Annotated in this window: 21 protein-coding genes; 12 read left to right on the top strand and 9 right to left on the bottom strand. The window is 74.5% G+C overall.

Going from position 1 to position 25,659, the window contains the following annotated elements; all coding sequences use genetic code 11:
- Positions 1-7: 7 nt before the first annotated feature.
- The 3 genes from PIR53_14695 to PIR53_14705 all read left to right on the top strand — a co-directional run bounded on the left by PIR53_14695 (position 8) and on the right by PIR53_14705 (position 4,339).
- Positions 8-1,033, top strand: coding sequence for an NAD-binding protein (locus PIR53_14695; protein WZH51258.1), 1,026 nt, complete (start codon positions 8-10; stop codon positions 1,031-1,033).
- A 105-nt stretch (positions 1,034-1,138) separates the two neighbouring features.
- Positions 1,139-2,992 carry a SpoIIE family protein phosphatase gene (locus tag PIR53_14700; GenBank protein WZH51259.1) on the top strand — a complete coding sequence of 618 codons (1,854 nt, stop codon included), beginning with the start codon at positions 1,139-1,141 and terminating at the stop codon, positions 2,990-2,992.
- 102 nt (positions 2,993-3,094) lie between these two features.
- A complete protein-coding gene (locus PIR53_14705; GenBank protein ID WZH51260.1) occupies positions 3,095-4,339 on the top strand; it encodes a CoA transferase in 1,245 nt (414 codons plus the stop codon).
- Positions 4,340-4,389: 50 nt separating this feature from the next.
- On the opposite strand, the gene PIR53_14710 is transcribed toward PIR53_14705, so the two are convergent.
- Complete coding sequence (locus PIR53_14710; GenBank protein WZH51261.1) at positions 4,390-5,052, bottom strand: GntR family transcriptional regulator; 663 nt, start codon at positions 5,050-5,052, stop codon at positions 4,390-4,392.
- A gap of 103 nt (positions 5,053-5,155) precedes the next feature.
- On the opposite strand from PIR53_14710, the gene PIR53_14715 reads away from it, so the two are divergent.
- Entirely contained in the window at positions 5,156-6,514 is a 1,359-nt protein-coding gene (locus tag PIR53_14715) for an SLC13 family permease (GenBank protein WZH51262.1), read from the top strand.
- 9 nt (positions 6,515-6,523) lie between these two features.
- On the opposite strand, the gene PIR53_14720 is transcribed toward PIR53_14715, so the two are convergent.
- Positions 6,524-7,201: an HAD-IA family hydrolase gene (locus PIR53_14720; GenBank protein ID WZH51263.1), complete on the bottom strand. Its 678-nt coding sequence runs from the start codon at positions 7,199-7,201 to the stop codon at positions 6,524-6,526.
- 81 nt (positions 7,202-7,282) lie between these two features.
- Between PIR53_14720 and PIR53_14725 the strand changes: the two genes are divergently transcribed.
- The 6 genes from PIR53_14725 to PIR53_14750 all read left to right on the top strand — a co-directional run bounded on the left by PIR53_14725 (position 7,283) and on the right by PIR53_14750 (position 13,743).
- Entirely contained in the window at positions 7,283-8,476 is a 1,194-nt protein-coding gene (locus PIR53_14725) for an MFS transporter (GenBank protein ID WZH51264.1), read from the top strand.
- 101 nt (positions 8,477-8,577) lie between these two features.
- Positions 8,578-9,702 (top strand): ferredoxin reductase, encoded by a 1,125-nt coding sequence (locus PIR53_14730; protein WZH51265.1) that lies wholly within the window; start codon positions 8,578-8,580, stop codon positions 9,700-9,702.
- A gap of 55 nt (positions 9,703-9,757) precedes the next feature.
- Positions 9,758-11,005, top strand: a complete 1,248-nt coding sequence (locus PIR53_14735; protein ID WZH51266.1) for an acyl-CoA desaturase — start codon at positions 9,758-9,760, stop codon at positions 11,003-11,005.
- On the top strand, positions 11,002-11,451 hold the full coding sequence (locus PIR53_14740) for a hypothetical protein (protein ID WZH51267.1): 450 nt from the start codon (positions 11,002-11,004) through the stop codon (positions 11,449-11,451). The genes PIR53_14735 and PIR53_14740 overlap by 4 nt, the downstream gene beginning before the upstream one ends.
- Positions 11,452-11,541: 90 nt before the next feature.
- Positions 11,542-12,798, top strand: a complete 1,257-nt coding sequence (gene nhaA / locus PIR53_14745) for a Na+/H+ antiporter NhaA (GenBank protein WZH51268.1) — start codon at positions 11,542-11,544, stop codon at positions 12,796-12,798.
- A 186-nt stretch (positions 12,799-12,984) separates the two neighbouring features.
- Positions 12,985-13,743: an IclR family transcriptional regulator gene (locus tag PIR53_14750; protein ID WZH51269.1), complete on the top strand. Its 759-nt coding sequence runs from the start codon at positions 12,985-12,987 to the stop codon at positions 13,741-13,743.
- A gap of 3 nt (positions 13,744-13,746) precedes the next feature.
- Here PIR53_14750 and PIR53_14755 read toward each other — a convergent pair whose 3' ends face one another.
- Complete coding sequence (locus tag PIR53_14755) at positions 13,747-14,610, bottom strand: PhzF family phenazine biosynthesis protein (protein ID WZH51270.1); 864 nt, start codon at positions 14,608-14,610, stop codon at positions 13,747-13,749.
- Between the two features lie 582 nt (positions 14,611-15,192).
- Complete coding sequence (locus PIR53_14760) at positions 15,193-16,143, bottom strand: peptidoglycan-binding protein (protein ID WZH51271.1); 951 nt, start codon at positions 16,141-16,143, stop codon at positions 15,193-15,195.
- A gap of 185 nt (positions 16,144-16,328) precedes the next feature.
- Here PIR53_14760 and PIR53_14765 point away from each other — a divergent pair, with 185 nt between their 5' ends.
- Positions 16,329-18,992: a hypothetical protein gene (locus PIR53_14765; protein ID WZH51272.1), complete on the top strand. Its 2,664-nt coding sequence runs from the start codon at positions 16,329-16,331 to the stop codon at positions 18,990-18,992.
- 123 nt (positions 18,993-19,115) lie between these two features.
- Positions 19,116-20,372: a S1 family peptidase gene (locus PIR53_14770; protein ID WZH51273.1), complete on the top strand. Its 1,257-nt coding sequence runs from the start codon at positions 19,116-19,118 to the stop codon at positions 20,370-20,372.
- A gap of 35 nt (positions 20,373-20,407) precedes the next feature.
- Here PIR53_14770 and sppA read toward each other — a convergent pair whose 3' ends face one another.
- The 5 genes from sppA to PIR53_14795 are packed head-to-tail and all read right to left on the bottom strand — an operon-like array spanning position 20,408 to position 25,611.
- On the bottom strand, positions 20,408-22,183 hold the full coding sequence (sppA, locus tag PIR53_14775; protein WZH51274.1) for a signal peptide peptidase SppA: 1,776 nt from the start codon (positions 22,181-22,183) through the stop codon (positions 20,408-20,410).
- A gap of 22 nt (positions 22,184-22,205) precedes the next feature.
- Positions 22,206-22,907, bottom strand: a complete 702-nt coding sequence (locus PIR53_14780; GenBank protein ID WZH51275.1) for a nucleoside/nucleotide kinase family protein — start codon at positions 22,905-22,907, stop codon at positions 22,206-22,208.
- A 2-nt stretch (positions 22,908-22,909) separates the two neighbouring features.
- Entirely contained in the window at positions 22,910-23,770 is an 861-nt protein-coding gene (locus tag PIR53_14785) for a sugar phosphate isomerase/epimerase (protein ID WZH51276.1), read from the bottom strand.
- A 30-nt stretch (positions 23,771-23,800) separates the two neighbouring features.
- Complete coding sequence (locus PIR53_14790) at positions 23,801-24,577, bottom strand: ATP-binding cassette domain-containing protein (protein WZH51277.1); 777 nt, start codon at positions 24,575-24,577, stop codon at positions 23,801-23,803.
- Positions 24,574-25,611: an ABC transporter permease gene (locus tag PIR53_14795; protein WZH51278.1), complete on the bottom strand. Its 1,038-nt coding sequence runs from the start codon at positions 25,609-25,611 to the stop codon at positions 24,574-24,576. The genes PIR53_14790 and PIR53_14795 overlap by 4 nt, the downstream gene beginning before the upstream one ends.
- Positions 25,612-25,659 lie beyond the last annotated feature (48 nt).

The following is a 25,659-nucleotide window of genomic DNA, read 5'->3' on the forward strand; positions in this document are numbered from 1 at the left end:
CGGCGTCGTGGTCTTCGTCCTCGCCCGCCTCTGGGCCCGCCTGACCTCCGCCGTCACGTGGCGGACCCCGCTGCTCGTGCTGCTGACCGTCTTCGTCACCAGCTGGGCCGCCATGGCCCTGCTCGACCGCGACAGCGGCATCGCCGACCCGGGCCACTACTGGTGGTGGTTCCTCGTGACGGCCTCGACGGTCGGCTACGGCGACTTCTTCCCCACGACGACCGGCGGCCGCATCGTCGGTGCCTACGTCGTGCTCGGCGGCGTCGTCACCCTCACCACGTTCTTCACCCACCTCGCCGCGACCCTGGCGACCGCGAAGGGACGACGCATGCACGGCCTGCTCGACCACGACCTCGCCGACCACCTCGTGCTCGTGGGCTGGACCCCGGGCCGCACCGACCGGCTGGTCGCCGACCTGCGCAGCGACGGTCCCGTCCCCATCGTCGTGTGCGCGTGGGAGGACCAGCTCGAGCAGCACCCGCTGCCCGAGACCGCGGACGTGCACTTCGTGCGCGGCGACCTCACCGACCTCGCGGTCCTGCGTCGGGCCCACCCGGAGCGGGCGCGCGCCGTGCTCGTCGACGCACGCGACGACAACGAGGCGGTGACCCTCACGGTGGCGGCGGAGGAGGCGGCGCCCGGCGTGCACACCGTGGTGACGCTCCGCGACGTGGCGCGGCGACGCACGATCCGACGCATCGACGCCACCGTCCACTGCGTGCAGTGGCACGCCCTCGGCCTCGTCTTCGACGAGCTGGCCGACCCGGGCATCGCCGAGGTGTACGACGCACTGATGACCCCCGGCGGCCCCAGCACGTGGTCGACGGTGGTGCCCGAGGGCGCCACCGCGACGTACGGCGGGTGGCAGCAGGCGCTCGGGCCCACGCGGAGCACGACGCTGCTGGCCGTCGCGGTCGACGGGGACGTGCGGGTCAGCCCGGCGTGGGACACGCCGGTGCCGGCCGGGGCGGTCCTCTACTACGTCGGACCGGCCCGGCTCGGGCCCGCCGACCTGCGCGCGGCGCTGGCGTAGCCGGAGAGCCGCCGCCGGCCCGCACCACCCGTTCGTGGGGTCGTCCGTCATGATGGCTCGAGCGGGCGTCCACGAGGACCGGCCCGGGCAGCCAGGAGGGGGACCGTGCTCGACACACCGCCGGGCTCCCGCGCCGTCCGTCCGCACGCCGTCGCGGGCGCATCCCGTGACACCGCCCTGGACGCTCCCGACCGTCTCGCCGCGCTCCGCGCGACCGGGTCGGGCCCGACCGCCGACCCCGACCTGCAGCGCTTCGCCCGGCTCGTGGCGACCACCCTGCGGGTGCCGGTGGCGCTCGTGTCGCTGGTGGAGCCCGACCGGCAGGTCTTCCCCGGTCAGGTGGGTCTGCCCGAGCCGTGGGCGTCTGCCCGCTGCACGCCCCTGTCGCACTCGTTCTGCCAGTACGTGGCGGCGACGGCCGAGCCGCTCGTGGTCAGTGACGCGCGCACGGTGGACCTGCTGAAGCACAACCTGGCGATCCCCGACCTGGGTGTCGTCGCCTACGCGGGGATGCCCCTCACGGCCGAGGGCGGCGAGGTGCTCGGCTCCCTGTGCGCGATCGACCACGAGCCGCGCGTGTGGACCCCCACCGAGCTCGAGGTGCTCGCCGACCTCGCCGCGGCCTGCAGCGCGGCGCTGCGGCTGAAGGTCTCCGGCGTCCGCACCGCGGACGCCCGCAAGGAGGTCGACCGGGGCCGGGAGCGGGCCGAGCTGATGCTCCAGGCCGCCGTGGAGCTGGGCGAGGTGTGGTCGCTGACCGACCTGCTCCGACGGGTGCGCGAGCTGGTCACCGGACCGCTCCACCCCGTCTACGTCGGCCTGTCGCTCGTCGACGGCGAGCACGTGGTGCGGGTGCGGGTCGACGAGCCCACGGGGGACGAGGCCCCGCCGGCCCTCCCCGACAGCGTCGGGATCGACGCGTCCTGGCCGGAGGCCCGCTGCGTCGCGGAGCAGCGCCGCATCATCGTCGCCGGTGAGGGGCAGCTGGCGGCGGACGGCTACAGCGCCGACGCCGTGGCGGCCTGGCGGCAGCTGGGCCTCCGCGCGGTCGAGTGCGTGCCGATCGTGGGCAGCGGGCGGGTGCTCGGCGCGCTCACCTTCGCCTGGGACGCCCCCCACGCGTGGGAGCTGACCGAGGACGCCGTGCTCACGGCCATCGCGGCGTACACGGCGACGGCGGTCGAGCGCATCCTCCAGCTCGAGCGGCGCGTGACCACGGCCACCGAGCTGCAGGAGGCGATGCTGAGCGAGCCGCCGAGCGTGGCCGGGCTCGAGATCGCCACGCTCTACCGGCCCTCGGCGACGGCCGACATGGTCGGCGGCGACTGGTTCGACGTGCACGAGCTCCCGGCCACCACGCCCGGCGGTCCCCGACCGGTCGCGGTCACGGTCGGCGACATCACCGGCCACGACACCCGCGCGGCGGCGGTCATGGGCCAGGTGCGCAGCATGCTGCGGCAGGCCCGGGCCGACGCTCCCGCGGCTGGCCCGGCACGGGCGGTCCTGGCCGTCGAGAACGCCGCGCGCATGCTCGACCTGGAGGCGCACGGCACGGTGGTGCACGGCGACCTGACCCCGGACCCCGAGGTCGCGGGCGGCTGGGTGCTGACCTGGACGAACGCCGGCCACCCGCCGCCGCTCGTGCTCGCCGCCGACGGCTCCGCGCGGGTGCTCCTCGAGGGCGACCCGATGATGTATCCCGACCTCGAGGTCGAGGAGCGCCACGACCACCGGGTGCACCTCCCGCCCGGGACGCTGCTGCTGGTGCACACCGACGGCCTGCTCGACGAGCGCCGCGCCGACCTCGCCGCGATGGTCGAGGACGTGCGGGCCGTGACGGCGCGCCTCGTCCACGAGGAGGGCCGGCCGCTGGCCGAGGCCGTCCGACTGCTCGCCGACGAGCTGCTCGACGGCCGCGCCGAGGACGACGCCGCGATCCTCGCCGTCCGCGTGCACTGACCTCGCGGGCGCCCCTCGACTGTCCCCGCGGCGACCGGGATGGCATATTGGCCAGTCCAATGAGCCTCCGGGCTCGCACCGACTGACCCGCGAGAGGACACCGTGACCCACGACCCCACCGCCCCGTCCCCCGAGCGCCCGACCGAGGCCACCGGCGGCACCGGCAGCGGCCCCCTCGGCGACGTCGTCGTCGTCGACCTCTCCCGCGCGCTCGCCGGCCCGCACGCCACGATGATGCTGGGCGACCTCGGCGCCCGGGTCATCAAGGTCGAGGCGCCGGGCACCGGCGACGACACCCGCGGCTGGGGCCCGCCCTTCGTGACCCCGGAGGACGGTGGGGACCGGCAGTCGACGTACTTCCTCTCCGCCAACCGCAACAAGGAGTCCATCGCCCTCGACCTGAAGGACGCCGCGGACCGCGACGTCCTGCTCGGCCTGGTCGACCGCGCCGACGTGCTCGTCGAGAACTTCCGCACCGGCGTCCTCGAGCGCCTGGGGCTCGGCATCGAGTCGCTCATGGAGCGCAACCCGCGCCTCGTGGTCCTCTCCATCACCGGCTTCGGCCACGACGGCCCCGAGGGCGGGCGCGCCGGCTACGACCAGATCGCCCAGGGCGAGGCCGGCCTCATGTCCCTCACCGGCTCCGGACCCGACGACCCGCAGCGCGTCGGGGTGCCGATCGCGGACCTCCTGTCGGGCATGTACGGCGCGTACGGCGTGCTCGCCGCCCTCCACGAGCGCACCGTGACCGGCGTCGGCCAGGTCGTGCGCACCTCGCTCCTCGCCGCCGTCGTCGGCGTGCACGCCTTCCAGGGCACGCGGTGGACCGTCGCCGGCGAGGTCGGTCGCGCCCAGGGCAACCACCACCCGTCGATCGCGCCGTACGGGCTCTTCCGCTGCCGCGACGGTGCGGTGCAGATCGCGCTCGGCAGCGAGAGCCTCTGGAAGCGCTTCTGCGCGGGCTTCGACCTCGACCCCGAGGCCGAGGGCCTGGCCACCAACGCCGAGCGGGTGGCCGCGCGCGAGCGCGTGATCGGCGTGGTCGAGGAGGTGTTCGCGACCTGGGACTCCGCTCCCCTGCTCGAGCGTCTCGCCGAGGTCGGCGTGCCGGCCGGCAAGGTGCGCACGCTCGACGAGGTCTACGCGTGGGACCAGACGCGCAGCCAGGGCCTGCTCCTCGACGTGGAGCACCCCACGCTCGGGCGCATCTCGCTGCCCGGCCCGCCGTTGCGGTTCTTCGACGGCGCCGGCGCGGAGACCACCCGCACCGGCCACCGTCCGCCGCCGCTGCTCGACGGGGACGCCGCGGCGATCCGCGCCTGGGCCACGGGCGACGAGCCGGCCTGATCCCTCACTGACCCTTCACCGACACCGACCGCTGCGGCGGCCCGGCGGGCTCAGTCCCCCGGGCCGCCCAGCAGTCCCTGGCACGCGGTGGCCGCGGCCGCCGCGTCGCCCGCGACGATGGCGTCGGCCACGACGTCGAGGCGGTGGCGGAGTCCCGGGTCCACGTCGACCGCGGGCGCCGGGGCGTGCGCGGCGAGCACGTCGTCGAGGTCCGCCAGCAGCGGTGCCGCGGACAGGCGCCGCACGCAGCGCCAGGTGTGCTCGAAGTCCCGCGCCCGGCCGTCGGGCGCCAGCATCGCCACGCGCAGGGAGCTGTCCGCGTTGCTCGCGGCAGCCCGCGCCAGGCCCGCCAGCACCGCCTCGCGCGCCACCACGACCTCCGACCGCGGGCTCTCGGCGACCCGCCGGTCCCACCCGTCGCTCCCGGCCTGAGCGCCGGCTCCTCCCGCGCCGTCAGGTGCGTCGGCCTCGCGCACGAGCGCACCGACGCCGTGGCGCACCTCGATGCGCCCCTTCGTCTCGAGTGCCGCCAGCGCGCGCGAGAGCGTCGCCCGACTCACCCCCAGCTCGGCCGCCAGCTGCCGCTCCGACGGCAGCCGGTCGCCGCCCACCAGGCCCTGCGCCTCGATGAAGTCGGAGATGTGCGCCGCGAGGCTCTCGTAGAGGCGCTCGCGCCGCAGCGGCTGGAGGCGGCGGGGGGCGTCACCGGACATGGCGGCATCCTACCCAGACGTGGTCCGGTTGCCAGGTGGCTGAGCCACTGACATGATCCGTCGGTCAGCACATGACGTGCATCACAATCCGAGAGGGAACTCCATGCCCACCGAACTGGTCTCGTTGGCGGTCCTCGTCATCGTCTTCCTGGTCGCGACGGTCCGAGGCGTCAACATGGGCGCCCTCGCCCTCGTGGCCGCCTTCGTCGTCGGACTCAGCGTCTACGACCTCGATGCGGACGGCGTGCTGGGCGGCTTCCCCAGCGACCTCTTCGTCATCCTCGTCGGCGTCACCTACCTCTTCGCGCTGGCGAAGAACAACGGCACCGTCGACTGGATCGTGCACGCCGCCGTGCGCGCGGTCGGGGGGCGCGTGGCGCTCGTGCCGTGGGCGATGTTCCTCGTCTGCGCGGCCGTGACGTCGATCGGTGCGGTCAGCCCCGCCGCGGTCGCGATCGTCGCCCCGGTCGCCATGGGCTTCGCGCTCCGCTACCGGATCCACCCCGTGATGATGGGCATGATGGTCGTCCAGGGCGCGACGGCCGGCAGCTTCTCCCCCATCGGCATCTTCGGCAGCATCACCAACGGCGTCGTCGAGCAGAACGACCTCCCCGGCAACCAGGCCGTGCTCTTCGCGACCACCTTCGCGGCCGCCGCCCTCATCGCCGCGGTCACCTACATCGCCTTCGGCGGTCGTGCGCTCCTCGCCCGCGGCAAGGAGACCGACGCGGTGCAGGAGATGGGCGCCGAGGCGGAGGCCGTCGCCCACGCCGCCACCCGCGCCGGTGGCCCGGGCACCCCGCACTCCGCCGTCGAGGCGGCCCGCGGCAGCCGCGGCGCCGAGGACGAGCCCGCCGCGCAGCACACGCTCGACGCCCAGCGGATCGTCACGCTCCTCGGCCTGGTCGCCCTCATGATCGGCGCCCTCGGCTTCGACCTCGACGTCGGCTTCACCGCCCTCACGATCGCCGTCGCGCTCACGCTGGCCTTCCCCGCCTCGGCCAAGGGTGCCGTCGAGAAGATCAGCTGGGGCACCGTGCTGCTCATCGGCGGCATCGTCACCTACGTGAACCTGCTGCAGAACCAGGGCGTCGTCGACTGGGTCGGCGAGCGCGTCGCCGAGGTGGGCGCGCCGCTCGTGGCCGCCCTGCTCATCTGCTTCATCGCCGCCGTCGTCTCGGCGTTCGCCTCCACCACCGGCATCATCGGTGCGCTCATCCCCCTCGCCGTACCGTTCCTGCTCACCGGCCAGGTCAACGCCATCGGCCTCATCGCGGCCCTCGCGATCTCGAGCTCGGTGGTCGACTGCAGCCCGTTCTCCACCAACGGCGCGCTCGTCGTCGCGAACGCCGACGCCAAGGAGCGCGAGATGGTGTTCAAGCGGCTCATGCAGTGGGGCATGTCGATCGTCGTGATCGCTCCGCTCGTCGCCTGGGTGCTGCTGGTGGTGCCGACCGCCTGAGCCCCGCGCTCACCCCGCCACGCCGGCGGCCTCCTCCACCGCACGGAGGAGGTCGCCGGCGTCCGTCACCTCGACGGGCGGAGGCGGGCCGGCGGGGTCGAGCACGTGGCCCGGCCGCACCAGCCGGACGGTGGCGAGGCCCGCCTCCAGCGCACCGCGTACGTCGCGGCCCGAGGCCGCCACGTGCACGAGGCGCTCGGGAGCGACGGCGGCCGCGGCCGCGACGTACAGCTCCGGGCTCGGCTTGTAGGCCCCCAGCTGCTGGGAGGTGAGCACGAGCGTGGGGTCGACCAGCGCGTGGGCCCGCGTGGTGCGGGCGAGGTCGTCGTCGACGTTGGACAGGATGCCGACGCGGTGCCGGGCGGCCACCGCGGCCACGCCCGCGGCGACGTCGGGCCACAGCGGCCAGTCGGCGACCGAGGCCTGGAGGGCCGTGAGGTCGGCGTCGACGTCGGCCTGCAGCCCCAGCTCCTCGTAGGCGCGCGCCAACGACGACCCGGACAGGTCGCGGAACGTCACCGGCGGCCGGGCCGTCCGCTGGGCGGCCTTGTTGTGGCCGTCCCAGCGGTCGTAGAGCTCGGGGCCGGACACCGCCCACCCGCGCTCGGCGGCGAGGCCGCCGAGGAAGGCGGACGCGCCGGAGCGGCTGTCGGTGAGGGCGCTGAACAGGTCGAAGGTGACGATCACCCCTCGAACGTAACCCCTCTACCGTCTCGTTGATCGAGATAGCGATTTCACATGACGGACACCCCGGGCTTCACTGGACCCGTGACCGCCACCGACCTGCCCGCCCACGAACGCATCAGCACGGCGCGTCGCTGGGGCATGCTCGCGGCCGGCACGGGCGCGCAGGCGTCGTCGTCGGTGATGGTGCACGGCCCGGCGTTCCTCATCCCGGCCCTCCACACCCAGGCGGGGCTCCCGCTCGCCCAGGCGGGGCTCGTCGCCTCGGCGCCGCTCGCCGGGATCATGGTCGCGCTGCTCGCCTGGGGCGCGGTCGTCGACCGCCGCGGCGAGCGGTTCGCGCTGCTGAGCGGCCTCGGCCTCGCGGCGGCGGGCGGTCTCGTGGCGACCCAGACGACGGGGCTCGTCCCCCTCGCGGCCGCCCTCTTCGTCGCGGGCGTCGGCGGTGCCGCCACCAACTCGGCCTCGGGCCGGGTCGTCGTCGGCTGGTTCCCCCCGGAGCGCCGCGGCCTCGCGATGGGGCTGCGGCAGACGGCGCAACCGCTCGGCGTGGGTCTCGCGGCGGCGACGATGGCGGTGGTCGCGCAGCGCCACGGCGTCGCCACGGCCCTCTGGATCCCCACCGCCGCCACGGTGGTGGCGCTCGTGGTGGTCGCGCTCGTCGTGCTCGACCCGCCGCGGCCGCCGGCCGCCGAGCGCGCGGACGCCCCCAACCCGTACCGCACCGACCGCTACCTGGCCCGGATCCACGGCGTCTCCGTGCTGCTCGTCGTGCCGCAGTTCGTCGTGTGGACCTTCGCCCTGACCTGGATGGTCACCGACCTCGGCTGGTCCGTCGGCGCGGCAGGCGGCGTCGTCGCTGCCACCCAGGTCGCCGGGGCCGTCGCCCGCGTGGGAGCCGGGTGGCTCTCCGACGTCGTCGGCTCGCGGATGCGCCCCCTGAGGTGGGTCGCGGTCGTCGCGGCCCTGACCATGGGCCTGCTGGGGGTCACCGCGGAGTGGGTGCCGGGCGTGGCCGTCGCGCTCATGGTGCTCGCCTCGGCCGTCACCGTCGCGGACAACGGCCTCGCCTTCACGGCCGTGGCGGAGCGGGCCGGGCCGTTCTGGTCGGGCCGAGCGCTCGGCATGCAGAACACGGCCCAGAACCTCGTGGCCTCCGCGGTGCCGCCCGTCGCCGGGCTCGCGGTGACGGCGTGGGGCTACCCCGCGACGTACGCGCTCGTCGCCCTGCTCCCCCTCCTCGCCGCCCCGCTCGTGCCGGTGCGCGGGGAGCGCTAGGAGACTTTTCTCGCTCAGGCCCTCCCGCCGTCACCACGCTCGGTGTACAACTGGCCACTGAACGTCGTGACCCGCATCACCCGACCCCTCCGGGAGCGCCCATGGCCGTCCGCACCGCCGTCCGCGAGCTGAGCCCCACGCGGCGACGCCGCGACTGGTTCGCCGTCCGTTCGCTGGCCGAGGGGCTGACGACCCCGCTCCATCCCGACGACTACCTCCGCTACGTGAACCCCCTGTGGACCTCGCGCGAGCTGCGCGGCCGGGTCGAGTCGGTGGTGCGCGAGACGGAGGACGCCGCGACGCTCGTCATCCGGCCCGGGTGGGGGTGGCGCTTCGACCACAAGGCGGGGCAGTACGTCGGCATCGGCGTGCCGATCGAGGGCCGCTACCAGTGGCGCTCCTACTCGCTGACGAGCACGCCGCGACGCCGCGGGCGCCGCATCACCATCACGATCCGGGCCATGCCCGAGGGCAAGCTGTCGGGGCACCTCATCGAGGGCCTCGCGCCGGGCACCGTCGTGCGGCTCGCCGCCCCGGCGGGCGACTTCGTGCTCCCCGACCCGCCGCCGGAGCGCATCCTCTTCCTCGTCGGCGGCTCCGGGATCACGCCGATCATGGCGATGCTCAAGACGCTCGTGCGCCGCGCGGGCGAGGGGCGCTGGCCGCTCCCCGACATCCACCTCGTCTACTCGTCGCCGACGCCCGAGCGGATGATCTTCCGCGAGCGCCTCAGCCGCCTCGCCGCCAACCACGAGTCGCTGACGTTCACGCCGATCTTCACGGACACCGACGGGATGCTCACGTTCGACAGGCTCGACGAGGTGGTGCCCGACTGGCGCGAGCGGCAGACCTGGGCCTGCGGCCCCGCGCCGATGCTCGACGCGGCCACCGAGCACTGGCAGGACGCCGACCTCGAGGACGCGCTGCACCTCGAGCGCTTCACCCTCGAGCGCGGCGGCGACGCCGGCGAGGGCGGCACGGTCTCCTTCCAGAACTCCGGCAAGGAGCACGAGGCCGAGCCCGGCACCACGGTGCTCGAGGCGGGCGAGGCGGCCGGCGTCGGCATGCCCTACGGCTGCCGCATGGGCATCTGCCACACCTGCACGCTCACGCTCGTCAAGGGCTCGGTCACCGACGTCCGCAACGGCGACCGCTTCGACCAGCCCAACGAGCAGATCCAGACCTGCGTCACCGTCCCCGACGGCGACTGCACCATCGCCATCTGACCCGTCCCCCGCACCGTCCCCCGCACCCCCGACCCGTCCCTGACTGGAGGCCCCCATGGCCATCGCCGACGTGAAGGAATACACCCACCTCACCGCCGAGGAGGTCGAGGACATCGGGCGCCGCCTCGACGAGCTCCGCGCCCGCATCGAGGCGTCGCGCAACGCCGAGGACGCGGCGTACATCCACCGCCTGATCCGCGTGCAGCGCGGCCTCGCCTTCGCCGGCCGGGTCGCGATGACGGTGGGCGCCTACGTGCCGAAGGAGCGCAAGGCGGTACGCCGCGGCGCGGTCATCGGCGGCACCGCACTGCTCGGCGTGGCCAAGATCCTCGAGAACATGGAGATCGGCCACAACGTCATGCACGGGCAGTGGGACTGGATGAACGACCCGGAGATCCACTCCTCGACGTGGGAGTGGGACACCGCGCAGCCGGCCGAGCAGTGGAAGCACAGCCACAACTACGTGCACCACCAGTTCACCAACGTGCTGGGCTACGACAACGACATCGGCTACGGCATCCTGCGGATGGCGCGCGAGCAGAAGTGGCACCCGGCGAACCTCGGCCAGCCGGTCTACAACGCCCTGCTCGCGACGCTGTTCGAGTGGGGCGTGGCGCTCCACGACCTCGACATCGAGCGCATCCGCAAGCTCGAGAAGGACCCCGTCGAGATGAAGCGGCAGCTCAAGCAGATCTTCCGCAAGGGCCGCAACCAGATCCTCAAGGACTACATCGTCTACCCGGCCCTGTCGGGCCCGGGCTGGAAGCAGACGCTGCAGGCCAACGTCGCCGCGAACATCACGCGCAACCTGTGGGCCTACGTCATCATCTTCTGCGGCCACTTCCCCGACGGTGCCCTGCACTTCACGGAGGAGGAGGTCGAGGACGAGACGCGCGCCGAGTGGTACCTGCGTCAGATGCTCGGCTCGGCCAACTTCGACGGCGGCCGCCTGCTGCACATCCTGTCGGGCAGCCTCGGCTACCAGATCGAGCACCACGTCTTCCCCGACCTGCCGAGCAACCGCTACCCGGAGATCGCCGTCGAGGTGCGCAAGATCTGCGCCGAGCACGGCATCCCCTACACGACGGGCCCGCTCTACAAGCAGTACGGCCAGGCGTTGCGCACCATCACGCTGCTCTCGCTGCCGAACTCGTGGACGAAGCACGCGAGCGAGAAGTACGGCGCGGTCCAGCCCCCCACGCGCAAGGTGACCGACCGCGGACGCAAGAGCGACGCGGAGCGGCCCTCGCGCCGTACCGAGCTGGGGGGCTGGTCGCGGGCCAGCGCCTCGGCCCGCGCGTGAGCGTCGGGCTGCGGCTGTCGCGCCTGGGTCTCGGTGGGGACCCGGCGCGATCGCCGCACCTGGCGGCCGTGCCGTTCGTCGCCACCGACCCCGGCGGCGCGGGCGACGTGGCGGTGCTGCAGCGCGCCCGGGTGGTGCAGTGCGCGCTCAGCCGGGTGTGCGGCGTGTGCGCGCAGACGCTGGACCGTCCGCTGCACCTCCTCGGCACGGCGGCGGAGGCGGACGACAACGCGTTCCGCCTCCCGCCCGTGCACGCAGCCTGCGTCGACGACCTGCTCGCCGTGCTGGTGGCGGCGGGCGATGGCGCGGTGCTCGGCCACGAGGCGGCACCGGGCCGCCGCTGGACGCTGGTGACCACGGGCGGGTTCGACCTCGTGCGGCCGACGGCCCGCGACGGCCTGCACCTGTTCCGGCCCAACGCGGTGGTGGAGCGACGAGAGGTCTGAGCGGGTAACCTCGGGGCCGGTGTGCCGGGAAGTCTGGTCGGCGGTCGCCCCGGGCCCACCGGGGTCGACGCGGCCTACCCGAGGAGACCCATGAGCCTGACCCCCGAGCCCCGCACGTCCCGCGCCACCCGCCTCGCGCAGTGGACCCGACGTGAGACCACCGGCGGCATCCTGCTGATGATCGCCGCCGTGGTCGCGCTCGTCTGGGCGAACTCGCCCTGGCGGGAGGCCTACCAGTCACTGTCCGCGTTCACCGTCGGACCGTCGGCGCTCCACCTCGACCTGTCGCTGTCCACGTGGGCGGCCGACGCCGTGCTGGCGGTGTTCTTCTTCGTGGTCGGCCTCGAGCTCAAGCACGAGCTCGTCGCCGGGTCGCTGCGCAACCCGCGCGAGGCCGCGGTCCCGGTCTGCGCCGCCGTCGGCGGCGTGGTCCTTCCCTCGGCGATCTACCTCGCGGTGGTCGTCGGCAGCGGCGACGCGGGCCACCGCGACGGCTGGGCGATCCCGGCCGCCACCGACATCGCCTTCGCGCTGGCGGTGCTGGCGGTGCTCGGTCGCGGCCTGCCGGTCGCGCTCCGGATCTTCCTGCTGACGCTCGCCGTCGTGGACGACCTCATCGCCATCACGATCATCGCCGTCTTCTACACGTCGGGCCTCCAGCCGCTGTGGCTCGTGCCCGCCCTCGCCCTGATCGTCCTCTTCGGCGTGCTCCTGCGACGTCCTCGGCCGCCGGTCTGGGCGCTCGTGCCGATCGCCGTCGTCACCTGGGTGCTCGTGCACGAGTCGGGCGTCCACGCGACCGTGGCCGGCGTGCTGCTCGGCCTCGTCGCCCCGGCGCTGCCGCTCCACGGCGAGGCCCACGGCCGGGCGCACCACGTCGCGGACGCGTTCAACCCCTGGTCCTCCGCCCTGGCGCTCCCCGTCTTCGCGTTCTTCGCCGCCGGCGTCACCGTCGTCGACGACGGGCTCGGCAGCGTGCTCAGCGAGGAGGTCGCGCTCGGCGTCATGGCCGGTCTCGTCGTTGGCAAGGTCGTCGGCGTGCTCGGCACGACGGCGCTCGTCACCAGGCTCACCCCGTTCCGACTGCCCCAGGGCATCGGCGTGCGCGACCTGCTGCCCATCGGCTTCCTGACCGGCATCGGCTTCACCGTGGCCCTGCTCGTGGCGGAGCTGTCGTTCGACGACGAGCACTTCGTCGCGGCCGGCAAGGCCGCCGTGCTCGTGGCCTCGCTCGCCTGTGCGGTGATCGGTGGCCTCCTGCTCCGCTGGGACGCCCGCCAGGCCCGCACCCGCGACATGAACCTCGACGGCGTCGACGACGGCGAGGTGCCGCTCATCGGGGGGTGATCGGTGGAGGGGGCGGTCGGTCCGGACCCCCGCCGGTGTAACGCGGTGTCCGGGCTACTCCACACGTGGTCGACCACCACACAAGTAGCACCTACACCGCACAAGTGGTCCTAGGGCTTCCACGGACGCTCGGACACCGCGTTACACGACGAGCCGCCACCCCCACCCCCGCGAGATGATCGCGGCGTGAGCCAGGTCCCCGCCGCGACGCGCACCCTCAAGGTGCTGCGCTTCCTCGCCGAGCAGCCCGGCCCCGTGCCGCTCGACCGCATCGCCCGGGCGTGCGACCTCCCGCGGAGCACGGCGTACCACCTCCTCGGCGCCATGGTCGCCGAGGGCTTCGTGGTGCACCTGGCCGACGAGCGGCGCTACGGCCTCGGGGTCGCGGCGTTCGAGGTCGGCAGCGGCTACGTGCGGCAGGGCGCGCTCGCCCGGATCGCCCGCCGCCCTCTCGCCTCCCTCGTCGACGAGGTCGGGCAGAGCGCGCACCTGGCGGTCGCGCACGGGCGGGACGTGCTGTACGTCGTGGAGGAGCGCGCCCCAGGCCGACCGCCGCTCGTAACGGACGTCGGCGTGCGGCTGCCGGCCCACCTCACGGCCAGCGGTCGCGCGATCCTCGCGGCCCTGCCGGCCGCCCAGGTGCGGGCCCTCTTCCCCGACCGGGAGGCCTTCGTCGACCGGCACGGCACCGGCCCCCGCACGCTGACGGCGCTGCGGGAGGTGCTGAGCGCGACGCGTCGCCGCGGGTGGGCCGAGGAGGACGGCGAGGTCACGCCCGGCCTGGCCAGCGTGGCCGCGCCCGTGCTCGACCACAACGACCACCCCGTCGCGGGCCTCGCCGTGACCTACCCGACGGAGCCGGGGCCCTCCCCCGTCGCAGACCCCGCGGCGTTGGCGGCGGCGGTGCGCCGTACGGCTGCCCTGCTCACCCGCCGCCTGCGCTGACGCTCAGAGCTCGGCGTCGCCCGTCAGCACCGTCGTCGTCACGCCCCCGACCCAGGTGCGGCCGTCGTCGGCCGTGGTGACCGTGACGCGGCCGTCGCGGCCGACGGCGGTGCCCTGGCGGGCGACGTACGACGCGGGCAGCACTCCGCTCGCCGTGAGCCACAGGGCGAGCCCGGCGTTGAGCGACCCGGTCACGGGGTCCTCCGGAACGCCGAGCCCGGGCACGAACGCGCGGACCTCGACGTCGGCGCCCAGGGCCTCCCGATCGGCGTCCGTGTGGGGGCCGACGACGCCCACCTTGAGGTCGCCCATCACCGCGAGGTCGGGGCGGATCGCGAGGACCGTGGCGGCGCTGTCGACCCGGAGGCCCACCCAGCCCGGTCCGTTGTCGACCCAGGCGGCGTCGACCACCTGCTCCGGAGCGACACCGAGGGCGGCCGTGGCCTGCTCGCGCACGTCCGACGCCACGTCGCCCGACCGGAGCAGCGGCGGGGCCGCGAAGGCGAGGGGGCCGGCGTCGCGGCTTACCTCCACGAGCCCCACCCCGCACTCCTGCACCACGACGTCGTCCCGCGCGGGTTCACCGCCGGCCTCGAGCCAGGCGTGGGCGCTGCCGAGCGTGGGGTGGCCGGCGAACGGCAGCTCGCCGCCCGGGGTGAAGATGCGCAGCCGGTAGTCCGCCCCCGCCGCCCGCCCCTCGTCGGTCGGGGCGAGCAGGAAGGTGGTCTCGGAGAGGTTGGTCCAGCGGGCGAACGCCGCCATCCGGTCCTGGTCGAGCCCGTCGGCGTCGTGCACGACCGCGACGGGGTTGCCGGTCAGGGGACCGGGCGCGAAGACGTCGACCTGGCGGAAGGAGAAGCGCGTCACGCGGCCACCGTACGGCGCGGGTGCGAGCGGGGCGGGCGGGGTCGGGACCGGCCGGCGCCGACCCGCGAAATGTGCGCCTGGGGCAGTCCACGTCGCCCGGGAGCTGTCGTAGGCGCACTCTTCCGGCCGCTGCTAGGCGCGGGGCCTCAGGGTTCGGGCGAGGTCGCCCCCGCGAAGCTGGAGGCCACGGCCGGAAAGGGGCACGGACGCCAGCCGACCGCCGCCAGAGCCTGTCGTTCGTGGCCCTTTCCACGACAGGCCTGCATCGACGGTACGGCGCAGGTGCGGCGTAGGTGCGAGGCAGGTGCGAGGCAGGACCGGCCGAGCCCGAGCCTGCGGAGGATGCGACCCACCCGGTGCTCCCGATCGTCCGACGGGACCGCCGAGGGGACCTCCGCTCGTCCCCGGGGCCACCGGAACTGTTCACCTGCGACGGCTCCCGGTCGCTGCGAACTGCCGCAGGCGCCCATTTCTCTGCCCCGCCCAGCCAGCCCAGCCCAACCCAACCCAACCCAGCCCGGCCGACATGAAGACCGCCGCCGGCCGGGGTCAGGCCCGGCCGGCGGCGGTGTCGGAGGGAGGTCAGCCCACGCAGCCCGACGTCGGCAGCGAGGCCGGGTCGGGGGGCGCGACGCCGTCGTACAGCGCCGTCGCCAGCGCCTGGGGGCAGCGGAGCGAGCCGCCGACGGTCACCTGGAAGTGCAGGTGGGGGCCGGTCGAGTTGCCGGTGTTGCCCGTGCGACCGAGCAGGTCACCGGCGTTGACGGTGCGGGTGCCGGAGAAGGCGTGGCTGGAGAAGTGGCAGTAGAGGTAGGTCGCCCCACCGGCCGTCAGGCTCACGCCGTTGCCGCAGCGGTCGTTGTAGGTGGCCGTGGCGGTGCCGCCGGTGACGGCGTAGGCCGGGGTCCCCGTCGGCGTCGGCAGGTCGAGCGCCGGGTAGGTGTGGTGGGGGTCGTCGTAGTAGCCGCGGCCGAGGGTCTCCCGCGGGATGAGCGGCGACCAGCCGGCGGTGCCGCCCCCGCCGCCCGAGCCGGCGAGCGCCTCCCAGGTGGCCGGGCCGACGATGCCGTCGACCGCGAGGCCGCGCGCGGACTGGAAGCTGCGCACGGCTCCGGCGGTACCGGGCCCGAAGGCGCCGTCGACGCCGATGCCGGCGCCGTGCTTGTTGAGCAGGGTCTGGGCGGCGGACACGGCGGAGCCGTTGTCGCCCTCGCGCACGGTGACGACGAGCGCGCCCCAGGTCTGCGCGCCGACGATGCCGTCCGCGGCCAGGCCGGCGCCGCCCTGGAACGCGCGCACCGAGCTCGCGGTGCCCGGACCGAAGGCGCCGTCGGCGTCGGTCGCGTGCCCGCGAGCGGTGAGCAGGTGCTGCACCGCGGCCACGTCGGGTCCGCTGGAGCCCTGCTGCAGCACGGGCCAGGCGGCCTGGGCGGGTGACGCGGTCGCCACGAGCGACAGGCCGAGCGCCGCGGCGAGCGCCACGAGCACGCCGGCCAGGCGGCGGAGCGGTGGATGGGTGGGGCGGTCGTGCATGACGGGTCCTCCCGAGAACGTCGCGGCCCGACGCCCGAGTGCGTCGGCCCTCGCGCCTTCACCCTCGCCGTACCGGACCCCTCCTCGCAAGGTCGCCTCCCCCACGACGGAACCTTCCGACGCGCCGGGAGTGACCTCGATCACCCTCGATCGTTGCACCCCGCAACCGCCCCAGGAGGTCACCCGTGCGCCCTGCCCCCACGGACCAGCGCAGCGCCCGGCTGCACGTCCTCCTCGCGCTCGTCACCGCGGTCGTGACCGCGGCGGCGCTGCTGAACGGCCCCCGCCTCCTCGGGGGTGAGGCGGGGGTCGGGGACAGCACGGCCGCACCGGCCGACCGCACCGGCGGCGCGATCCACGACCTGGCCGACCAGTCGGAGGCGTACGCCGCGGGGCTCGGCACCACGGACGTCGAGGGCGTCCACACCCACGCGGACGGCAGCTCCCACGACCACGCCGACCCCGCCACCCGCAACGACGTGTCCCGCAGCGGCGAGGCCGCCACCGACCCCACGACGCCCGAGCGGGCGGCCGCGAACCGCGCGGGGGTCGAGGAGGGCCGTGCGGCACCCGAGCCCGCGACCACCACCGTCGACCTCGAGCGCCCGCGACTCCCCGTGCCGGAGGACGTCTGGGCGATGGCCCGCGGGTGCTACACGCTCCAGGCACCGGACGGCCGGTACGTCGTCACGGGGACGTCCCGCGGCACGGGGGTGTCCGCTGGCACGACGCGGGCGAGCGACGCGACGCCGTTCCGGTTCCAGGCCACCGACCTGGGCGTCTACCTCCTCTACACGCTCGACGAGCGCTTCGCCGCGGCCGCGACGAACGGCGGGGTGCGCATCGCCGACGCCCCGTCGCAGCAGGCGGAGTGGGTGGCCGAGCGCGGCACCGACGGGCGGTTCACCTTCACCAACCTCGCGCTCGACCGGCGGCTGGCCGTCACGCCGACCGGCGCGTCGCTGACCGAGCCCGGGACGCGCTTCGCGCTGCGGACGGCGACCGGGTGCGCGACGTACCCCGAGGCGGAGGTGAACGTCGACGGCGACCCGCTGGCCGGGGTGACGCCCTACCAGGAGGTGCGGGGCTACATCGACGCCCACACCCACGGGATGGCGTTCGAGTTCCTCGGCGGTGCGGCGCACTGCGGGCGACCGTGGCACCGCTACGGGATCGCGTACGCGACCCGCGACTGCCCCGACCACGAGGCGACGCTCGGTATCGCGACCCCGCTCGAGACCGTGCTGAGCGGCCGACCGACGCATGACACCACCGGCTGGCCGACCTACCGCGACTTCCCGGCGCCCGACTCGCTCACCCACGGCGGCACCTACATGACGTGGATGGAGCGCAACTGGCGCGGCGGGCAGCGCGTCCTCGTCAACCTGCTGGTGGAGAACGGCCAGCTGTGCGAGATCTACCCGATCCGCAAGCCCGGCTACAACTGCGACGACATGGACACCATCCGCCGCCAGGCCCAGCGGATGGTCGAGTTCGAGCGCTACGTCGACGCGCAGCACGGCGGCCCCGGACGCGGCTGGTACCGCATCGTGCGCACCCCCGCCGAGGCACGCGCCGTCATCAACGGCGGCCGCCTCGCCGTCGTCATGGGCATCGAGACGTCCGTGCCGTTCGGCTGCTCCATGACCCTCGACGTGCCCCACTGCGACACCGCGGCGATCGACGCGCAGCTCGACGAGATGTATGCGCTGGGCGTGCGCCAGATGGAGATCGTCAACAAGTTCGACAACGCGCTCTCGGGCGTCGCGGGCGACGAGGGCGCGATCGGCGTCGCGGTCAACCTCGGCAACTTCCTCGAGACCGGCACGTTCTGGAACATGGAGCACTGCGAGCCCGCCGACGGCGAGTCCGCGGACCGCACGCAGTCGACGGCCCTCCCGCCCCAGGCGGACGGCCCCCAGCAGGACGCCATCTTCGGCGCCGTGCTCGAGGCCAGCGGCCTGCTCAGCCTCCCGGCCCTGCCGATCTATCCCAGCCCGCTGCACTGCAACCGGCGGGGGCTCACCGACCTCGGCGCGCACCTCGTGGACGCCATGGCCGACCGCGGGATGCTCATCGACCCCGACCACATGTCCGTCGTGGGCCGGTCCGCGCTGCTCGACCAGCTCGAGGCCCGCGCCTACCCCGGGGTGATCTCGAGCCACTCCTGGTCGACGCCCGACGCGTACCCGCGCATCTACGCCCTCGGGGGCTTCGTCGCGCCGTACGCCGGCGACTCCGTCGGCTTCTACGAGAAGTGGCAGCGGCACCTGGGCTGGGCGGACCCGCGCTACTACTTCGGCTTCGGGTACGGCGCGGACATCAACGGCCTCGGCGCCCAGGGCAACCCGCGCGGCGCGGACGTCGACAACCCGGTGACGTACCCCTTCGCCGGCTTCGGCGGCACCGTCGTCGACCAGCAGGTCTCGGGCGAGCGGGTGTACGACCTCAACGTGGACGGCGTCGCGCACTACGGGCTCTACCCCGACTGGATCGAGGACCTGCGGCTCGTCGCGACCGCGGACGCCGGCCCCGACCAGGCCGCGGCGCTGCTGGAGGACATGGCCCGCGGCCCGGAGGCCTACCTGCAGACGTGGGAGCGGGCGACCGGCATCGCGCCCGACTCCTGCCGCAACCCCGAGCTGCGCCTCAGCGTGCCCGAGCTGCTCAACGTCGCGCACCGCGGCGCGTCCACGCAGCAGGTGCTGGAGGGGGCCGGGCAGCCCTACCTGCGGCCCGGCCGCACCTTCGTCTACTGCACCGAGCCCGTCCGCGGCCTCGACCGCGTGCGGGTCACGTTCGGCCCCGACGGGCGCGTGGTGGCGACCCAGCAGGTGCGGGAGTCCTGAGCCCGCACCATCTTTCTGCAATGCACGAACCTGGGGCAGGCACGGCCCCCCGCCGGGTCCCGCGGGCCCTTACGTTCATCCCCCCGTCGTCGAGATCCGACGACGCAGCAGGGAGGACGCACGATGAGATCTCGGGCAGGAGCAGCGGGCACGCTGCTCGTCATCGCCGCGATGGGCGCCGTCATGACCCCGGCCGGCGCCGCACCCGCGGAGGTCGTGCCGCTGGTGTCCGGCAGCACCGGAACCGGCACCGACGGGGACGTCCCCGCCGGCGCGACCGCCATGACGGACCCCACGTACGACGCGGAGGTCGTCGCCCTGATGGCCGCCACCAGCGGTCGCTCGGTCGCGGCCCAGGAGCAACGTCTCGAGCGCCAGGCCGCCTCCAACACGACCCTCGCCGCGCTGCAGCGGGCCGGTCACGACTTCGACGGCGCCTTCCTGGCCGACGACGGCCGCCTCGTCGTGCGGGCGACCCCCGGCACGAGCGACGCCCGCGCCGCCGCGGCGGCAGGCGCCACGGTCGCGCCCGCCCGGTTCGGCGAGGCCGAGCTCGTGGCCCTCGCCGACGAGCTGACCGCCCTCGACCCGGCCGGCGTCTCCACGGTGCAGGTCGACGTCGCCGGCGACCGGCTGCTCGTCGGCACCGCGGGCGAGCTCTCGACGGAGGCGGCGGCGTTCCTCGCCGAGCACGACGAGGCCGTCGCCGCGGTCGACACGCCGGCGTACTCCACCAACGCCGCCACCGTGCGCGGCGGCGACGCCGTCTACGCACCGAACGGCGGCCGCTGCTCCGCCGGCTTCCCGGCGCGCGACCGGGCCGGGGCGCGCTACATGATCTGGGCCGGCCACTGCAACGAGGGGGGCGGCACGTTCACCTCGAGCGGCGAGCGCATCGGTACGTCGGCGGGCTCGGCCTTCACGAGCTACGACGGCACCCCGGACCGTGACATCGGGGCCCTGCGGATCGACGCCGACGACACCGTCGTCACCCGGGTGAACCCCTACGGCACCTCGGGCTACAACCTTGACGCGCCGCTGGGCGCCTCGCGTCCCGCCGTCGGCACGGAGCTGTGCAAGTCGGGCTCGACGACCGGCATCACCTGCGGACGGATCACCGCCTACGACGTGTCGGTCAACTACACCGACGCGCAGGGCCGCCAGGTGGCGCAGGTCAGCGGGCTCATGAGGACGACGGTCTGCACCCAGGGCGGCGACTCGGGCGGCGCCTACACCACGGGCGGGTACGCCGTCGGCCTCACCTCCGGCGGCCCCAGCACGCAGCGCTGCACCTACAACGGCGGGTTCGAGAGCGGGAAGTCCTCCCTCGTGCAGCCCGTCACCGACGCGCTGTCCTACTACGGGCTGACGTACGGCTGACCCCGGCCGGCCCCGGTCGACGCCGGGCCGGGTCGTCAGCGCACGACGATCCGGCCCGGCATGGTCAGCGCGCCGTACGCCGGCAGCCCGGCCTGCTCGACCAGCAGCCGGAGCACCCGGTCGACGACGCCCACGCCCTCGCCGGGCAGGAGCGCCGCGGCCGGGGTCTCGCTGTTCTCCGGCGGGTTGAACGCGGCGAGCGGGTTGGGCTTCGGCCAGGCGCGGACGTCGACGTCGGCCCGGCTCGTGCCGGCGATCGCCACCGCCCGGTCGACAGCGAGGCTGAGCCCGCCGAGGTGGTCGACCAGACCCCGCTCGGCGGCGTCGGCGCCGGTCCACACCCGACCGCGGGCGAGCGGCTCGAGCTCGTCGAGGGGCATGCCGCGATCGGCGGCGGCCTTGCTGGTGAAGTCGGCGTAGATGTCGTCGAGCCAGCCCTCGACGCGGGCCCACTCCTCCTCGTCGAAGGGGCGGTCGGAGGAGAACATGTCGCTGAACCGTCCGGCGCGGACGGTCTCGCGGTCCACGCCGATCCGGCCGAGCGTCTCGCGGAGCACCTGCTTGCCGCCGAGCACGCCGATGGAGCCGGTGAGGGTCGCGGCCCCGGCGACGATCTCGTCGCACGGCATGGCGATGAAGTAGCCGCCCGAGCCGGCGACCGCACCCATGGAGGCCACCACGGGCGTGCCGTCGGCCCGCACCTGCTGGACGGCGCGGCGTACCGCGTCGGAGGCCACGGCGGAGCCGCCCGGGCTGTCGATGCGGAGCACGACCGCGCGGACCGACGGGTCCGTGCCGGCGGTGCGCAGCGCCGAGGCGAGCGAGTCGGAGCCGATGCTGGGGCCGCCGAACGGGTTCGGACCGCCGTTGCGGCCGAGGTGGATGGGCCCGTGCGCGCCGACGACGGCGACCACGCCCTTGCCCCGGGGGCTCGGGAGCTGGTCCTTGAGGCCCGCGAGGGGACCGCCGGGCTTGGCGTAGCGCTCGACGTACCGCAGCGTCGGCTCCCCGCCGACCGCCAGCTCGGACCGCAGCGCCGCGTAGACGTCCTCGCGGTAGCCGATCCGGTCCACGAGGCCGCGCGCCACCGCGTCGTCCGGCGACAACGGGCCGACCTCGAGGGCGGCGCGCACCGCGGCGGGCTCCAGGCCACGGCCGGAGGCCACGTCGGCGACGAGCGTGTCGGTGATCGAGTCGACGATGCGCGTCATCATCTTGCGGTGCGGCTCGGTCATGCTGCGCTCGAGGTAGGTGTTCGCGGCCGACTTGTACTCGTGCCGCTGCCCCAGCTGCGTCTCCACCCCGAGCTTGTCGAGCGTGCCGCGCAGGAAGGTCACCTCGGCGTGCGCGCCGACGAGCCCGACCTGGCCGGTGGGCTGCACCCAGACCTCCTCGAAGGCGCTGGCGAGGTGGTACGCCGCGTTGCCGCCCCCCATCTCGCCGTAGGTCTCCGACCAGGCGACGGCCCGCTTGCCCGCCGCGCGGAACGTGGCCACGGCCGCCCGGATCTCCGCCGTGGCGGTCAGGCCGAGCGAGCCGCCGACGTGGGCCACGACGCCCACGACGGCGTCGTCCTCCGCGGCCTTCTCCAGCGCGGTGACGACGCCGCGGAGCGTGGGGGTCTGCAGCGCCCGGAACGCCGCGAGGGGCGACGTGGGCGGCGCCTCGAGGAGACCGCGGGTGAGGTCGAGCTCGAGCAGCAGGCGCTCGGTCTCCCCCCGGTTCGCGACCCGCCCGGCGACGGTGCGCACGGAGGCGACCACCGGGTCGAGGTAGGGACGGAGCTGGTCGGGAAAGCGTCGCGCGGCCATGGGACGACCCTACGGAACCGGTCTACGGGAGGGACACCACCAGCTCGGCCCGGTCCCGGCCCGCGCCCACGAGCCGCGCGTTGGGCTCGTCGACCTCGTCGACCCAGGCGGCGGCGGCCGCGGGAGTCTTGCCGAACCGGACGTGCCGCGCGACGAGCCGCTCGCGGCGCAGGTGGTCGGGCACCTCGACGTACCAGGTCTCGTCGAGCAGCGCCCGCACCTCGCCCCAGCCCTGCGCGAGGTGGTCCGGGTCGCCGTCGGCGCCGAGCAGCAGGTAGTTGCCCTCGGTGAGCACGAGCCGGGCCTCCGGCGGTACGGCGAGGGCCGCCGCGATCGGCTGCTCCAGCTCGCGCTCGAAGCCGGGCACGAAGACGGTGTGGTCCTGCTCGGTGCGCGCGCGGCGCAGGAACGCGGCGTACCCGCGCGCGTCGAACGTGTCGGGCGCGCCCTTGCGGTCGCGCCGGCCGAGGCGGTCGAGCTGGGCGTCGGCGAGGTGGAAGCCGTCCATGGGCAGGTGCGCGACCCAGTCGGCGTCGGCCCCCGCGGGCGGTGCCGCGGCCAGGGCCGCGAGGAGCGCGTCGACGAGCGTCGACTTCCCCGCGCCCGGTGCCCCGACGACGCCGATCACCGCCCGCTCGCCCGCGAGCTCGGCCTGCCGGAGCAGGTCGTGCGCGCGGGCGACCAGGCCGGCGAGGTCGACGGTGGCGGTCTCGGTGGAGGACACGGTCACGCGTGCTTGGCGAGCTGCGCCGCCATGTACTCGCGGGCGTGCGTCGCGAGGTCCATGCCGTCGTCCCACAGGTTGCGCCAGACGGCGAGGTCGTTCGACAGCGTCGGGGAGACCACCGCGGAGGAGAACGACTCGAACGTGATCGGGCCGGTGTAGCCGATCTCCGCCAGCGCCGCGAAGAACCCGTCGAAGTCGATGTGGCCCTGGCCGAGGTAGCCGCGGTGGTTCTCGCCGATGTGCACGTAGCCGAGACGGTCGCCGACGAGCCGCACGGGGGCGTCGAGCGAGTCCTCCTCGATGTTCATGTGGTAGGTGTCGAGGTGGATCGTCACGTTGTCGGCGCCGATGTCGTCGGCCAGCCGCAGCGCGTCCGCGGCCGTGTTGATCACGTTGGTCTCGTAGCGGTTGCAGATCTCGAGACCGAGCGTCATGTCGAGGCCGGCGGCCTCGGCGGCGAGGTCCCGCAGCACCCGCACGACGTTGGCGCGGCCCGCGGTGCTCAGCGGGGCGGAGTACTTGCCCAGCGCCGAGTAGAGCGCGCCCGTGAAGTGGGTGCCGCCCAGCGCGTGGGTGATCTGCAGCGAGTCCTGGAGCAGCTTCTCGCCGCGGGCGACGACGGCGGTGTCCGCGCTGGAGACGTCGGCGTCGAAGGCCAGGCCGCGCGAGCAGGCGATGCCGAGGCCCTCGGCCTCGAGCACCGCGCGGGCGGCGGCCGCGTCGAGGTTGACGGCGTCGTGGAGCGAGAGCTCGAGCAGGTCGTAGCCCGCTGCCTTGGTCTGGCGCACCGCCGTCTCCACGTCGGCCGGCGTGGTGCCGCCGACCCAGACGAGGGCGTGGACACCGAGGGGGTTGGTCATCGAGAGGGGCCTTTCGTGGGGAAGGGGAGGTCAGCCGGGGATGGCGCCGGTGATGAGGCCGACGATCTCCTGGCCGGTGGTCGCGTCGGTGCGGCGACCGGCGACGCAGCGGCCGGCGCGCATGACCCAGACCTGCTGGCTCAGGCGCATGACCTGGTCGAAGTTGTGGCTGATGAGGAGCACGGCGTGGCCCTCGTCGCGGAGCTTGAGGATGAGCTGCTCGACGCGGGCGGTCTCCTGCACGCCGAGGGCGGCGGTCGGCTCGTCCATGATCACGAGCCGCGAGGAGAAGCCGGCGGCGCGGCAGATCGAGACCGCCTGGCGCTGGCCGCCGGAGAGGCGGCGGACCCGGGCGGTGACCTCGGGGACGTTCACGGCGAGCTCCGAGACCATCTTCTGCGCCTCGGTGCGCATCCGCTTCCGGTCGAGCATCCCGAAGCGGGTGAGCTCGCGGTTGAGGAAGAGGTTCTGCCAGACGGTGAGGTCCTCGACGAGCGCCAGGTTCTGGTGCACCGTCTCGATGCCGGCCGCCCGGGCCGCCTCGGGCGTGCCGAAGGAGACCGGCTCGCCGTCGAGCAGGATCTCGCCCGCCTGCGGCTTGTGCACGCCGGAGAAGCAGCGCACCAGCGTCGACTTGCCGGCGCCGTTGTCGCCGACGAGCGCGGTGATCTCGCCCGCCGCGACCGTCACGTCGACGTCGCGGAGCGCGCGCACGCTGCCGAACGACAGCGAGACGTTGCGGGCCTCGAGGATGGGGCGGGTGGCGGTGGCGGTCCCGCTGGCGGGGTCCTTCTCGAGCGACGTCACTTCTGGAACCTCATCAGGAAGGCCGCCGCGACGACGACGACACCGACGGACAGGGGCTGGTAGTACTGCGAGACGCCCAGCGTCGTGAGGCCGTTGAGCAGCACCGTGAGGAGCAGCGCTCCGAAGACCGGGCCGAGGATGCTGGCGCGGCCACCGAAGAGGCTGACCCCGCCGAGCACCACCGCGGCGACCGAGTTGAGCAGGTACGACGTGTTCGCGGCCGGCGGCGTGGACCCGAGGCGGGCCACGATGATGATGGCCGCGATGCCGGCGAGGAGACCCGCGATCGTGTAGACCGCGATCTTGACCCGCGCCGTGGAGATGCCGGTCGCCGTGGCCGCCTCGGGCGAGCCGCCCGTCGCGAGCACGTGGGTGCCGAACCGCGTGTGGTAGAGCACGACGTGGGCGAGGACGGCCACGACCGCGGCGATGACGACGATCCAGCTGACCATCTCCACCGGACCGTCGAGGGAGATGTCGAAGAAGAAGCCCTCGGTCACCGTGACGGGCTGGCCGTCGGAGAGCACGAGCGCCAGGCCCGACGCGGCCGAGAGCATGCCGAGGGTGACGACGAAGTCGGTGATCTTCGCCTTCGCCACCAGCAGGCCGTTGACCAGGCCGGCGAGGAGCGAGGCGAGCACGGCGCCGACGAAGCAGACCCACAGGGGCTGGTCCGCGACGTACAGCTGCCCGAGGACCACGATGCCCAGCGTCGTCACGGAGGCGATCGACAGGTCGATGCCCGCCGTGGCGACGACGAAGGTCTGCGCGACGGCCAGGATCACCAGCGCCGCGGAGGCCGAGAGCATGCCGGTGACGTTGCCGGAGCTCAGGAAGGACGGGTCGAGGACCGTGAAGACGACGACCAGGGCGACGAGGCCGACGAGCGCGGCCCAGTCGGCCCAGAAGCCGACGTCGGTCAGGCGGGCGACGACCGGGTTGCGGCCTCGTCCGGGCGCGTCGCCGGGCTCGGGGGTCGAGCCCTTCGACAACGCGGTGGTACCGGCCGGCGTACCGGTGGCGGCGGTGGACATCGTGGCTCCTCGGGGTGCTGTCGTGCGGGGGTGGGGCGGGCCGTCAGC

This window comes from Nocardioides alkalitolerans (assembly GCA_038184435.1).
In the GTDB taxonomy this organism is placed as follows: Bacteria; Actinomycetota; Actinomycetes; order Propionibacteriales; family Nocardioidaceae; genus Nocardioides; species Nocardioides alkalitolerans_A.